Source organism: Bacteroides ilei, from assembly GCF_900128495.1.
GTDB classification, from domain to species: Bacteria; Bacteroidota; Bacteroidia; order Bacteroidales; family Bacteroidaceae; genus Phocaeicola; species Phocaeicola ilei.
The window spans coordinates 1383803-1397472 of sequence record NZ_LT635801.1; the positions used below are offsets into that span (position 1 = coordinate 1383803).

Consider the following 13670-nt stretch of genomic DNA (forward strand, 5'->3'; position numbering starts at 1 on the left):
CCAAAAGTCATGATAAAACGCGTGATGATACGACTTTGCGGGTATTTGTCCGGGTTGTCCGCCTGCGCCCTGCATATCCTGTTCTGTTCCCGACTCTTCGGTTGGACGGCGACGTTTGTCATCGTGGGCATTCAACTGGGTATTGCCGGCTGGATTATCTACATGAGAATACGTGCACCCGATTAGGAAACGGTTTCAGCATGTTCAACTTCAAGATACCTCGCTTTGTCCGGTGGATTATGTATCACTAAAAAGACAAAAGAAGATGATTAAGTGTAATATTACGGCGTGCGGCACCATCAGCCGCGACGCTTCGATGCGCACAACCAAGGAAGATAAAACATTCCTGACCTTTCCGCTCCGCATCGTGATCCAAGGTAAGGATGGCCGGAACGAAACGGTCGAGATCAGTGTCAGCAAGGAGGGTGCCCAAAAGAAGGTATCCAGCTATCGAAACGGACTGCGTGTCGAGGTTGCGGGGACGCTGTTCCTGAAACGCCGGGGCGAAAAGCTCTATTTCAACCTCTTTGCCGACCGTATCGCCACGGCAAAAGACATCGCAGATTCCATCAAGGGCGAACTGTCATTCCGCGGCAAGGTGGGCAAAAACATCGAGGAACGGAAAGACAAAAAGGATAAGTCCTATACGATGTTCTCGGCATTCAGCACCGAGAAGGTCGATGAGAATTTCGAGTACCAGTGGGTGCGCTTCTTCTGCTTCGACAGGCAACGCGAAGAGTGGTTGCAACCGGGTGTCAAGGTAGAGGCCAAGGGCGAACTGACAGTCTCGGCACATAACGGGAAGCCGGACATCTCCTGCCGGGTGGAAGAATTGACGCAATATGTTCCCGAATCGGATAACTCCAATCAGTAGCAGTCATGGCCGGTTATAGAAAGCGAAATACGGAGGGACCGAACAGCGAGGATAAGGCGCTGGACCTCTTTGCCGAGATGATGATCGAGAAAATCGAAAGCATCCAGAAAGATTGGCACAAGCCGTGGTTTACCGAGGGTGTACTGCAATGGCCGCGTAACCTGTCAGGGCGCGAGTATAACGGTATGAATGCCCTGATGCGTGCGTCCAGAATGGTCGCATAGTAAATATCTCTGTGGCAAGAGATTAGAATAGGATACAATATGTTCTACTCCCAACTGAATAAGCCCCGAGCGAAAGCAAAAGGTGAAAACAGCATTTCAGTAAAACGGAATGTGTGGCTAACTGTCATGCGACACAGTTCCGTGAGGGGGAAAGACAGATATAAGGATGAAGCCTGCATTGGTTCAACGATAGTTCAGCGGCATAAGGCGTGGCGTGGGCGGAAAGGCAGTTATATCTACGCCCTCTCGTGGTACTCAATTCCAAAGCATTAGGAATATGGGCAAAAGGTATCAACCACGACGCACTTGCGATAAGCAAGAAAAGAACGAAAGTCGCATCCGACAATCTGTCGTGCCAATAGTTACTATGCGTGCTAACTGGAGATTGCCTAAATCGGGATGCCAAAAGGCTATGGGTAAAGACTCTGAATACCCGACATGGCAACGGAGCTTCCGTAGTAGTCTGAGCAAGGGAAAGCCTTGTACATGGCGAAGGGAAGCAGTTGGTAATTTTAATACAAACAACGGATAATGTGAGAGACATTATGAGAAATCCAAAGCAAGTATTAAACAATTTATGTGAACACAGCAAAGTTTCGGGCTACAGGTTCGAAAGGCTGTATCGAAATCTATTCAATGAACAGATGTTTTATGTTGCCTATCAACGTATTTACACTAAGCAAGGCAATATGACACCTGGTACTGACGGCAAGACCATTGACCAAATGAGCATTCAAAGAATAGAATCTCTTATAGCAAGTCTCAAAAACGAGACATATCAACCTAATCCGGCAAAGAGGGTATATATTCCCAAGAAGAACGGTAAAATGCGTCCGTTGGGCATACCCTCCTTTGAAGACAAACTTGTACAGGAGGTGGTAAGAATGATACTTGAAGCCATATATGAAGGGTATTTTGAATACACCTCACATGGGTTTAGACCTTTCAAAAGCTGCCACACCGCACTATCAAGCATTCAGAAAAGGTTTGTCGGGGCTAAATGGTTCATCGAGGGAGACATTAAAGGATTCTTCGACAACATAGACCATAGCGTACTGATAAGCATACTTGAAGAAAGAATAAACGATGTTCGCTTTATTCGCTTGATTAGAAAGTTCCTTAAAGCCGGATATGTAGAACACTGGCAGTTCAATCATACTTATTCGGGAACACCTCAAGGTGGAATCATCAGTCCAATACTGGCGAATATCTATCTTGACAAGTTTGATAAGTTCATGAACGAGTATGCCAAGAGGTTCGACAAGGGTAACAAGAGACGGGTAAATCCAGCCTACAACCGTATTTGCAACAAAAGAAACTCGCTGAAACGTAAACTGAACGCCGAAATTGACGTGGAGAAAAGGAAAATCCTTATCTCGCAAATCAGAAACATGCGTACAGAAATGCAACAACTCCCGTATGGGAATGACATGGACGAACAGTACAGACGACTAAAATACGTGAGATATGCTGACGACTTCCTTATAGGGGTTATCGGCAGTAAAGCCGACTGTGAAGCGATAAAGGCAGACCTCAAAAAGTACATGCAAGAACAACTAAAACTTGAGCTGTCTGAGGAAAAGACCTTAATCACAAACGCACAGGACAAGGCAAAATTTCTCGGATATGAAATTTATGTACAACGTTCCGAAAGCAAGGTAAAGAATAGCCTCGGTAGAACGAATCGAATGTTCAACGGAAATGTAAGGCTACATGTCCCTACTGAAATTGCAAGGGAGAAACTGCTCGCTATGAATGCTATGGCAATAAAACAAGTCAATGGCAAAGAAATATGGTGGGCTGAATCCAGAGGCTTCCTAACAAGCATGAAAGAGGAGGATATCATAGCCAGATACAACCTTGAAATAAGAGGGTTCTATAACTACTATTCGATAGCCAATAACATCTCAGCTGTCGGAGGTACTTTCGGAGGTATCATGAAACGCAGTTGCATTAAAACTCTTGCACACAAACATAACAGTACCATGCGTAAAGAATGGAAACGTTATCGTGAAGGGCAGGACTTTGTTGTCCGATATATGGACAACAAGGGTCAAGAAAAGTGCAGGGTATTGTACAATGAGGGGTTCAGAAGAAAAACTGTCAATGATTTTGCAGAATGTGACCACATGCCGAATACATATTTTCTGCCGCAGGCATCGCTTGTAGAAAGGCTAAATAACGGTGTGTGCGAACTTTGCGGAAATAAAGTGCCACTGATAATGCACCATGTCAGAACACTCTGTAAACTGAAAGCAGATACGGAGTGGAATAGATTAATGCTGAAGAGAGGACGCAAGACATTGGCAGTATGCGAAAAATGCAATACACTGATTCAAAGCTATGTTTAACAGAAAATTGACATTACCAACGGAAAGCCGAATACATGGAGACATGTACGTTCGGTTTGGAGGCAGGTATGGGGAAACCTATCGCCGAAAGACGACAAGGCGTCCCATACCGAGCCTACTGCTCCTGCATTGTGAGAACGAAGGGTACAAGATTCCCCGTTTCTGTACGTTCGACTGTGTGCAGCGGCTCAACAAGCCCGGTAAGGACGGACAAGAACTGCCAAGGGTATCTGTGCTGAAAGGTGAGAAATCCTTTCCCGTGATGCTGACCACATTCACCTGCATACACAAGGAAACAAAGGAAAAAATCAAGTATGACGATTACAAGAAGCTCTCCAACGAGGAGAAGGCGCAATACAATGTTTATCCCCGTATGCAGGTGTTCCGGGTGTTCAATGTCGCCCAGACCAACTTGCGGGAGGCACGACCGGAGTTGTGGGAGCAGTTGGAGGTAGAGAACGGGAAAAGGGTCGAAAACGGCGAACATTTCAGTTTCGTGCCCGTCGATACGATGATTCGGGACAAGCTTTGGATTTGTCCCATCAAACCGAAACATCAGGACGAAGCATACTACTCGATTACGAGAAACGAGATAATCGTGCCCGAAAAAGAACAGTTCCAGTCCGGAGAAGCCTTTTACGGAACGCTGTTTCATGAAATGGTCCACTCCACCGGCGCCGAGGGTGTTCTCGACCGTCTCCAGCCGACATCTTTCGGCTCGAAAGAGTATGCCCGCGAGGAACTGGTGGCCGAACTCGGCAGTGCACTGATCGCACAACGCTATGGCATGACCAAGCATATCAAGGAAGACAGTTGCGCATACCTCAAAGGGTGGCTCGATGAATTGAAGGAATCGCCACAGTTTATCAAGACGACGCTTCTGGACGTGAAAAGGGCTTCGTCAATCGTTACCCAAAAGGTGGATAAGATTGCACAGGAGTTGGAACAAAATGTTACTGAAGAGCAAGAGAACAAACACTCGACCAAGGAACGTATCTTTTACGCATCGGTGGCTTATCTCCAATCTACCGATGACACGACGCAACTGGACGAATTGAAGGACAAAGGCGACTACAAGGGATTGCTGGCACTCGCCAAGGAGTATTACGACGGCAACGGTATGGACGAGCAGCATACATTCGCTTCTCCCCTCCAGAACCGGGGAGATGATCTGCTAATCGAGGATAAAGACTTTGCCGTAGTGTACAACGGAAGTGTCGGGGGCACTTACGACATCATGCTGAAGTACACGGAGCAGGAGGTACGAGACCATATCCGGCGTTACGGAACCGACCACGCCAGCGATGATGTGAAAGAGGTGGCCAAGGATATGGCGGCGGAAGAGTTCGATGTCCTGAAACATCAGAAACTCCCGATGTTCGAGATGCCGAACGGAAAACATCTGTTCGTCTGGTATAACAGGGAAACCGACACGCTCGATGCCGGACCGTTTACCGGTACGGATATACCCGACAGACACCGCTTCGCTTACGACCATTGTCAGTCGATGGAGGCCAACCTGCAAAGCGTGAACGAGAAACTGGGCGAAATGGAGGAGTATCAGGGTGAAGTGCAAGAGGAAAGCTACATCAGCGGTCTGCACCGATAACGGAAACGAATGTGAGGTGGCTTCACTTCAACGCTACCTCACATTCTTATACATTACATTAAGACAACAGTTTGTCAATCATTGACTGTAGCTGTGACATATCGCAATATTGATTGATACCACCGGTATAATCCTTTGCGTGCCGGGCGGTCCGTATCAGGAACGAATCAAGTTCTATTTTTACCCCACCGTCCATCCGCGCATCCGAAGAATGGCTTATGTACACGAATTTACCGTTACGCTCAATAAAGCAACTTGTAAGGTAATGCCCCTTGCTCTCGGCTACAACTGCCGCATCCACGGCTTTTGCATATTTGGATATTTCACTCAACAACGCCGTTTGGAAGTTATTGTATTCCTTTGATACATAACCCCCTGCATCTGCAAGGACAGAAAATTGCCATTTGGTATAAAAAGTCTGTGTCATATTCTTTCAATTCTAATTCTGTAAATAAATTAGGCACATAGCAATAAAAGCATTGAATTTATAGTATTCAATTAACGACATTTAAGCAATTACCATGATATTTTCAGAGACCAAAGTTACGGAGATTTATCGTATGGCAGATGATTTTTGCAAAGAAATTGCTCAATTTCGGGGAAAATATATGGTTGAAGATAAAGATATTGAATATTCTATGCCCCGCTCCTTTAATATAACTTTATTTTCAACTCCCTTTCTACCATAACAACATACTGTTTTTTGAAAGAAGCCCGCCATTGATGTATGTTTTTCAAAGACGGGCAACTGGCTATATTTTGAATTATACTCACGTTAAATAGCTTTCCCAGTTCTCTTTGTCGATAGTTAATTTGTTCATTTCCCAATCATATTCCACTTCCGGCATATCAGCATAAGGGAAATACACGGTATAGCCTATCTGTCCATAGGAGCAATGTAGCGGTATGACGCAAATTTCCTGACCACAATAAGGTTGTGGGCAACAATATTTCTTCCAATCGAAACGGCCTGCAACTATATTGCAGCAAAGTAATTTTAGAGCCATTATACCTTTCCAACTCTGAAAATCTGTCTTACAACTTGTCCTTTCCATAATGAATATTATTTAATGTGCTATGTTATAATAAATTTCGGGTTCACTCGATACATTGTAGATGTAATTGCCGCAACGTACCAAAAGGGCGTTTTTGCCATAATACAGTTCTTTCATTCCGGCGATGCTTCCTGTCCTGTGGAAATTTGGAAAGCGGCTTATTCCTGCCCTTTCCGCATCTTTTGTGTAAAGTGTTTTCATTCTCATGCTATTGCTTTTTTAATGTTTCATACAGGGTTTCTATCATTTTCTCGGCTTCTTCCATATCGGTTACGATGTCTTTGATGTAGTAGGGTGCACCGTTTTTGCCGTGCCCGTCATTGCCTATCCACAGGTAGGCTTCATAGTCGGGGTCGAAACCTTCGTAGAAATTTTCCAGTCCGCACAGAAACCCGTCGAAATCCCCGTCTTTCATTTCAACAGAGACGTTGAAGTCCTGCCCTTTGGGCGTATATTGCTGAAAATCGAACACCACGCTATTTTCGTGCTTCGTTGTCGATACTTGCCAGCCCAATCCTGTGGCTACTGCGATAATTTGTTCTGTTGTTGTCATCGTTTCGTTTTTTTATTTCCCTTTGTTCCGAGCTTTTCAGCCTGCCGCAGGGTCGGTTTTTATGTGCGATACCCGACGGCGGAAGCAAGAACCGCGAACAAGGAACCGCCGATGAAATTTTATGAAATACCGAAATCTGTGATTCCGGAAAGTTTTCGTCAAATTTCAGCAAGGTAGCTCTGCGATACTTGGTCTGCCGTTCGTCCGCCGTACCTTTGCACGGTAAAAACAGTCTGTGGCGGTGACGAGCTTCGAGGAAATGATAATCCGACGGTATAAAAGGGAGAAGCAAACTATAAACGTCCTGCCTGCTCATGGCATATAAATGGCTGATTCAATGTAGTTCGCTACCTACAAAAGTATGCGGCAACGGCCGGAATATAAACAACCACCTGTCCCGATTGGCAGGTGGTTGACCGACAGCAGCCGGTATCAGGCGGCCATACGCTTTCGGACAAGTGCGATGTTCTTATGCACAAGGTTCATAATCCGTTTATGGTATTTCGTATTTTTGTTACACAGCCCTCTCGACTGCAGCACCTTGAATGTTTCGAGGCTCAACTCAACGGTCTCGACCCTCTTGTTTTCTATCCGTGCGGAGAATACCAGCGTATCCGGTTTGAGGTAATATTCGCACTGTCCTACGCAGTGATGTAATGCATTGCCCTCGTCGTAGTAGGCTTCCACGCTGTCCAGTACACGGACGACTATCGTCCCATCCGTGAACTCCAGACCGAAGAACTTGCCTTTCAACTCCCTGAAACGTGCCTCGTTTTCCCTCGCCCGTTTCATCTGCTCCATGCGTTTTTCCTGTTCTTGGAGAATACGCACCTTGTTCTGGTACTTGTCGTGTTCGGCTTTCAAATCGACAGGGCAGACATAGTGGGCGTTGTGCAAGTCTTTGCCGCACCTGTCGAGCATACGGAGATAATCTGCCCATATTCCCATGCCCTTTATCCGATACTTCTGGCGTAACACGATTTTGTAGGATGACCAACATAAATCCAAATCCTGTGCGTGGTCTATAAAATACTTGAGGTCGCGTTTGCGTCCGCTTTTGAGTATCGTTTCCACACGGCTGTCCGACAGCAGGGCTTTCATCAGTTTTTGCGGGGCGATGTCTGAAAACGAACCTTTCAAGCCGTTACGCCGTAACTTCGGAATAACCGTGTATTTCGGATAGACATAGCAGTCGGCAATGTGGCGATACACATAGTTATCATTCCGCAGTTCCAGCCCCGACCCGTATAGAAAACAATCCAAGTAACGTCCCATTGCCCGTTGTAAGGCCGTCAGAGCGGTTTTCCCGTTCTCGTCCATCCAATACCTCGCCACTTCGCACACGTCCGTCCGAGCTTTCCGGCTTTTGTGATAATAAACGGTCATTCTGAAAATCCGCTGTACCTGAAATCCGTCCTGCGTGGTGATGACGGAAAAATAACTTTTCTCGTCCGTCTTGCGGCAAAGCGTGTCTTTGAGCGTCAGTTTGGCATGGCAGTTCGGACAATGGCAATGTTTAGTTTTCGTCTCGTTCCACCGATATCCGCAATCAAGGCAGGTCGTCCGTCCGCTGGGGGTACGAAAAGCATAATGTCTGACGGTATGCCGGAACGCCCATTCTGTCTGCTTCTCTGTGATAGGCAGCAACCGCCCATTGGCGGCTGCTACCCGTTGTTGGAATTTCGTCCGTGCTTTCATGGTCAGAAATCAAAAAGTGAAAGTTCTGTTTGGTTGCTCTGTGCAGCTTTGGCAGTCGGCTTCGGCTTGCTGTGGCGTTGCTGTATCTTGCGCATTTCTTCCTCCTGATAGGCTTTCAGCGCGTCTTTTCGAGCCTGTGCCTTTTCTTCTTCGGTCAGTTCTACCTTGTGATTGACCACGACACCGCAGCTAATGGGGTTTCCCACGTCGATGTTGTCTTCATCATAGTAGTGAATGGCGAGCGACCACACTTCGTCGTCAGTCATTCCGCAACAGCCGCTTGCCTTGACTTGGTTGAGAATGAACGTGATACAATCGTCCAAGTTCTTGCTCTCTTTGGCATACGACGCGGCAAAAAGTTTGTCCGTCCGTGCCTTTTCGTCCAAGTATTCCTTGATAGTCTGTTTGAAATGTTCCGTACCTTTCATCGTTCTGCATTTTGAGGTTAAAAATGATAGTCGATAACACCGCCGATATAGAGTAGCGTGCCGGGTTCAAATTCGCATACCTGTCGCAGGAACTCGTAGGATTGCTCGGCGTGGGATTGCAATCCCTCTTCGTCCATGTAGAACCAGTAGGCGGTATCGAGCGGGTTTTTCAGAAATTTCTCGAGCTGATAGACCGGGCCAATCCATTCTTGCACGCTTTCGGGGGTAACGGCTTCCGCCCTGCTTCGAATGTCTGCGACAAAATCTTCTCTCCATTGTGCCGCACCACCATTGTATCGTATGGTATCGTCGGAAACAAACTCGAACATGCCTTTGGGCAGAATATTGTTTACCAAGTTGTCGATATGGTACTGGCGTTCTTCGTCGTCAATCTCGGCGCAATAATCGAAAAAGCTGTCATCGCCTTGCATGAGGGTGTCCTCGTTCAGGTAGTTGTCCTTGTCCACTCGGGTTCGAGTAATTTGAAAAATCTTGCTGTGCATAACCTTGAATTTTAATTTGTTGAACTTGCTTTTCTTTTCCCTCCCTTCGGAAGCCTTTCGGCTTTCCTTGCCGGGAGAGATTTTACATGCAAGCCAGACAGCGGGAAAAGGACGGAAAGGCAAGCAAACGGCCGAGAATTTCACGGAATACCCAACCCGACATGCCCGTGCCTGTCGGGGAACTGAAAGGCCATCTTTGATTTGCGGAAGGCTGCCGGGCAAATTCAAGAGCCGTTAGCACAGTGGTGCTTGACGCCGGACGACCGCTGTACCTTTGCATGGGAAAATCTAACCGGCGAGGGAGCGACGACAAGATAGTAAGAGGAATGTAATATGGTTAGAATAACCACATAAAAAAGTGGCAAATTGTTTGTGAATTGATATAGCCCTGTTATTGTTAAATTCAGCGTACCATTTTGTTGTATGGTAATAAAGTAGTATTTGCATAAAATTAATGATTATGGTTATAACGATTAAGAATATTCCGGTTTTGGAAGGTGCTACGGCAGAAGATTTCGTGCGTAATGCAGAAAAGAATGCCGTAAAGGTAACTCCACAGTTGTCCGTGGCGGCCAAGAAACGGCTACAAAAGGTATTGGAGAAATCCCGTTCATTCCGATTCAACTAACAATGAACGGGATTTCTTTATACGATGATTGCGTCATGCTTGCCTATACAGGGAAGTGCGGGAAAAGTGTCTCCCTTTCACTTGCGGCGAGGATGATCTTGATGATTTTTTCCTTCATGATGCCGATTTATATGCGGATGAACTTTTAGGGAAAACTTAATGTTGGGTGACGACTGAATTTCCGCACCGTATTGTAGCGTTGTTTACCTTGGCTAATGACAGCATCAAGACCAAATTAATCTCTTCCAATGACAAAAATCGTTTGTAACGTAATATCGTAAACCCAAAACGTGGGCGTAGCTACCCGGCTGTACTGATAGGAAGACTGGGGGTAAACCGGGAATATCAGGGCACACCGAGCCATGTAGGACAGCAACTGATGACCTTTATAAAAGACTGGTTCCGTCACGAGGACAATAAAACGGGATGCCGCTTTATCGTAGTGGATGCGTACAACGAGGAAAGGGTGCTTAAGTATTACGACAAAAACGGCTTTCTTCCTCTATACAAGACAGAAGAGATAGAAAAGCAATATTATGACATTCCACAAGACGCACCTTTGAAAACGCGCTTGCCATATAAAGGACTGATATAACTTGAATTTGACAGAAACGGTCTCGGAATAATCATTCGAGGCCGTTTTTTATGTGCATATTATGCAGTCGCCAAATGCGGTCATAAGGTTCAAGTTATATAATTTACTGAATAGCAATTTCTTTTCTAATCAGGAAAAGAGTTTATTGATAGTTTTTTCGTATATTTGCAATCGGATTGAGGCAACTCTATCCAAGACATATTTAGAAAAGAAAGAAGCGTTATGCTTATCTTGTAAATCGAAAACGTAGGAAATTTTCAGATGTAGTACAAGGAAGGCATAGTGGTTCTCACGCTATAGCGTGGGCTGCTATATCCATATCTGTACTACAGGTTTCCTACGACCTTCGATTTAAGACGTGGCATTTGCAGTTCACGCTTTTATTATTTAATAACAGCCTTCTAAGGACTGGGAAGACATAAAAGAACTTAGGATGATGGATAAATTATCGGTTCACGCAAAAAAGACATTTCTTTCCCAACGACTTATTGCATGGGTATGTTGCTTATGCGCTATCGGAACAGCGGCAAAAGCATACGCAAATAATGATCCTACGTTTACAGTTTCTGCTCCGGAGAATATCGAAATTAATAAACAGTTCCGGCTAACATTTATTGTATCTTTCCCGGAGAAACCTGCTACTGTTGAAATACAGAATCTTGCTGTGCCCGAATTGAAAGGCTTTAAGGTGTTACTTGGCCCCACCAAAAGCAGTGCCACCAATGTGGAAAAAGTAGATGGAGAAATAAACCGGAAATATCAAGAGTCTTATACTTATGTGTTGCAGGCATTACAGGTGGGCAGGTGTTCCATTCCCTCTGCAAGTATTGTGGTGAACGGGCATCAGCTACATTCGCAGCAACTCGCAGTGAATGTCGTACCTGACGGGAAATTACCTCCTTCTTCCGACCCACAACCAAAACCGGATGTCTTTATGACAATGAACGTATCAGAACGCTCTCCTCGTATAAATGAACCCGTCGTGTTGGAATGCAAGTTATATACCACATCCCTTGCAGATAGCCTCGCCAATATGGAACAACTCATCTCTTCGGACGATTTCAAAATAGAACCGATAGATTTGCGGGGCAGCGCATGGCAAATAGAGCATCGGAATGGAAAGAATTATCAGGTGGCGGTGTTCCGGAAGTTATTACTCTATCCCCTACGGGCGGGAGAACTTCGTATAGGAGACCTGTACATGGATGTTTATATCAGGCGGTACAATCTTTCTTCAGACCCGTTTGAAGCATTTTTTGAGGACGGCAACCACCAATTCGTAAAACAACGGGTGAACTGTCAGGGCATCACTCTCCATGCACACGAATAAACAGCTAAAACTTATGGATATGAAAACGAAAATAATTATAACCGCAATGCTGCTGACTACGGCGTATGTGCTGTTAGTCAATCTGATGTTCCTGTCCGGTTTCGGTAAGGATGAAATGGTAAAGGTTGGTTGGTATAGTGAGTTCGGAGGAAACAGCACGACTACCCTATATCCTCTTTATGTGTGGCTTAACTTTCCTTACACAGTTTGCTTTTATTTCTTCACGACGCTTTTCTTCGCCAAAGTGAAAGTACACGTAAACAAGTGGCTGGGCGAAACGGCTTTTGTGCTGTGGTGTGTCAGTCTCGTTCCGATTTTGGTGAATACCGTTTACGACTTGTATATGGTATCCAGTTTTGACGGAGATGAAATGTACCGTTCTTTGGAGAATTATTGGGAAACGGAAGGCAAGTCTGATTATCCTTTTATGTGGCTTCTGCTTTCGTCCCGTGTAGGGAATAATTGGAATTGGATGAACGATTTGAATTATTACGGTAATTGGGCGCTTTGGGCAGCTTTCTTGGCATTTGCCATTGTCTTTGCCTTACTGTTTAAGAAAGACAAAGTATTAGGCATTGCGGGTGCGACAGTTATGGTGGTATCTATCCTGCTGAACATGTTTCCGCTGCCATGCGGGTATATTGCCATCGACCTGTGTTGGATTGCATTATGTGCGGCAGTCTTATGGAGATTGCGCCAGTCGTCATTTGATAAACCGTTCGTTTTGCCATGAGAAGATTTTTATTAATGCTGGCGGTAGTCCTTTTTGCGATGACCGCTTTTGCCGCCATTGCTCCCGGTCTATATCGGGTAAACGTTAACTCCACGCTCAATGTGCGCAATGCACCGGGTGGGGCTAAAATCGGGTCGTTGTCCAATGGAGATCTCGTGCAGGTGACGGCGTGCGAAGATGATTGGGCACAAGTGTCTTTGAATGACGGTCGCACGGGCTATGTGCATGAACAATACCTTGAGCCTTTCTCCACTCTGGCTGCTCCGGCTGGAACATCTTACTCCACAGTCGGTCTTTCCGAACTCCGGCATTATACCCCTTTTGCCATATTGCTGTTTGCCGTCATTGCCTTCATCGGACTACGTACAGATACCAGATCGTTGTTCCACGCAGGTTGCCTTTTATGGGGCGGGGCTGAACTGTTCATGTTCGGAGCTGGGAGTGACAGCGCACTCGTCTGGTTCTGCGACCCTTCGGATGTAGGATGGATATTTACTATTATCAATTTTTTTGTAGCTATTGGCATCCTGTTCTTCCAGTACACTATTTACCGGGAGTTTACGGGCAGTCTTTTCGATGGCTTTTGGAGAAAACTTCTGTTTGGTATCTTTATCATTGTAGGAGTAATCCTGTTCTTAGGTATTTTTAATTACAATAGATACGACAGTATCACCCCTGATTCGCCAGGAGCTCCGTTCTTTAACGAGACTTGGCATTTCGTACTTGCTTTCGTTGCCTATATGGCAGTATTGCTCTATTTGTTAAGAGATTGTGGTATTTGGATGAGCCTTTCGTTCACGATGTTTGCTTTTGGTTTGGGAATTTCTTTTCTTGGAATGTTGAGCACCTTGATACTTGGAGCTTTACTGTGGCTGGGGCTGGCAGCATTCTCCGGCAGTGGAGGGAGCAATGGAAGTCGCGGAAATATCATAATTGAAGATTATGACGGTACGTATGAAGCCTACGAACATGGCTTTGGAATCTACAAAGATGTAACAGGTTCAGGCAAGACGTGGCGAAAGGAGGGTTCTCAATATATCAGAATAAATTAAACATCGTCCAACCTAATTTAGATTTATGAAAACGATC

15 protein-coding genes and 2 pseudogenes are annotated in these 13670 nt (G+C 45.5%); 10 read left to right on the top strand and 7 right to left on the bottom strand.

The annotated features are described in order from the left end of the window. Positions 1-9: 9 nt before the first annotated feature. The 5 genes and pseudogenes from BQ7489_RS17645 to BQ7489_RS06010 all read left to right on the top strand — a co-directional run bounded on the left by BQ7489_RS17645 (position 10) and on the right by BQ7489_RS06010 (position 5058). A complete protein-coding gene (locus BQ7489_RS17645; RefSeq protein ID WP_007219676.1) occupies positions 10-186 on the top strand; it encodes a hypothetical protein in 177 nt (58 codons plus the stop codon). Between the two features lie 79 nt (positions 187-265). Next, positions 266-874 carry a hypothetical protein gene (locus BQ7489_RS05990; RefSeq protein WP_004294390.1) on the top strand — a complete coding sequence of 203 codons (609 nt, stop codon included), beginning with the start codon at positions 266-268 and terminating at the stop codon, positions 872-874. A 5-nt stretch (positions 875-879) separates the two neighbouring features. Further along, positions 880-1074: pseudogene (locus BQ7489_RS05995) on the top strand (ArdC family protein); the annotation flags it as partial. A gap of 569 nt (positions 1075-1643) precedes the next feature. Continuing rightward, the gene (locus BQ7489_RS06005) at positions 1644-3449 is read left to right on the top strand and encodes a reverse transcriptase/maturase family protein (protein ID WP_007219678.1); all 1806 of its coding nucleotides are present in this window, start codon (positions 1644-1646) and stop codon (positions 3447-3449) included. Between the two features lie 43 nt (positions 3450-3492). Continuing rightward, a complete protein-coding gene (locus tag BQ7489_RS06010; protein WP_017140671.1) occupies positions 3493-5058 on the top strand; it encodes a zincin-like metallopeptidase domain-containing protein in 1566 nt (521 codons plus the stop codon). A 58-nt stretch (positions 5059-5116) separates the two neighbouring features. Here the strand turns inward: BQ7489_RS06010 and BQ7489_RS06015 are convergent, their stop codons facing one another. The 7 genes from BQ7489_RS06015 to BQ7489_RS06050 form a co-directional block, all read right to left on the bottom strand. Further along, positions 5117-5485 carry a hypothetical protein gene (locus tag BQ7489_RS06015; protein WP_004294386.1) on the bottom strand — a complete coding sequence of 123 codons (369 nt, stop codon included), beginning with the start codon at positions 5483-5485 and terminating at the stop codon, positions 5117-5119. 343 nt (positions 5486-5828) lie between these two features. Then, positions 5829-6113 carry a hypothetical protein gene (locus BQ7489_RS06020; protein ID WP_007219680.1) on the bottom strand — a complete coding sequence of 95 codons (285 nt, stop codon included), beginning with the start codon at positions 6111-6113 and terminating at the stop codon, positions 5829-5831. Between the two features lie 12 nt (positions 6114-6125). After that, a complete protein-coding gene (locus BQ7489_RS06025; RefSeq protein WP_004294384.1) occupies positions 6126-6320 on the bottom strand; it encodes a hypothetical protein in 195 nt (64 codons plus the stop codon). 1 nt (position 6321) lies between these two features. Beyond that, positions 6322-6666, bottom strand: a complete 345-nt coding sequence (locus tag BQ7489_RS06030) for a hypothetical protein (protein WP_004294382.1) — start codon at positions 6664-6666, stop codon at positions 6322-6324. A gap of 432 nt (positions 6667-7098) precedes the next feature. Then, positions 7099-8364 (bottom strand): PcfJ domain-containing protein, encoded by a 1266-nt coding sequence (locus tag BQ7489_RS06040; RefSeq protein ID WP_004294381.1) that lies wholly within the window; start codon positions 8362-8364, stop codon positions 7099-7101. A 2-nt stretch (positions 8365-8366) separates the two neighbouring features. Then, positions 8367-8792, bottom strand: a complete 426-nt coding sequence (locus BQ7489_RS06045) for a PcfK-like family protein (protein WP_004294380.1) — start codon at positions 8790-8792, stop codon at positions 8367-8369. Positions 8793-8809: 17 nt separating this feature from the next. Further along, positions 8810-9295 (bottom strand): hypothetical protein, encoded by a 486-nt coding sequence (locus BQ7489_RS06050; RefSeq protein ID WP_004294379.1) that lies wholly within the window; start codon positions 9293-9295, stop codon positions 8810-8812. 460 nt (positions 9296-9755) lie between these two features. Between BQ7489_RS06050 and BQ7489_RS17650 the strand changes: the two genes are divergently transcribed. The 5 genes and pseudogenes from BQ7489_RS17650 to BQ7489_RS06075 all read left to right on the top strand — a co-directional run bounded on the left by BQ7489_RS17650 (position 9756) and on the right by BQ7489_RS06075 (position 13633). After that, positions 9756-9923: a hypothetical protein gene (locus BQ7489_RS17650; protein WP_007219681.1), complete on the top strand. Its 168-nt coding sequence runs from the start codon at positions 9756-9758 to the stop codon at positions 9921-9923. A 2-nt stretch (positions 9924-9925) separates the two neighbouring features. Beyond that, positions 9926-10518 (top strand): annotated as a pseudogene (locus BQ7489_RS17895) (N-acetyltransferase). 433 nt (positions 10519-10951) lie between these two features. Beyond that, complete coding sequence (locus tag BQ7489_RS06065) at positions 10952-11848, top strand: BatD family protein (protein WP_007478987.1); 897 nt, start codon at positions 10952-10954, stop codon at positions 11846-11848. A 19-nt stretch (positions 11849-11867) separates the two neighbouring features. Continuing rightward, on the top strand, positions 11868-12581 hold the full coding sequence (locus BQ7489_RS06070) for a hypothetical protein (protein WP_225651448.1): 714 nt from the start codon (positions 11868-11870) through the stop codon (positions 12579-12581). Then, complete coding sequence (locus BQ7489_RS06075; RefSeq protein ID WP_032541073.1) at positions 12578-13633, top strand: SH3 domain-containing protein; 1056 nt, start codon at positions 12578-12580, stop codon at positions 13631-13633. The genes BQ7489_RS06070 and BQ7489_RS06075 overlap by 4 nt, the downstream gene beginning before the upstream one ends. Positions 13634-13670 lie beyond the last annotated feature (37 nt).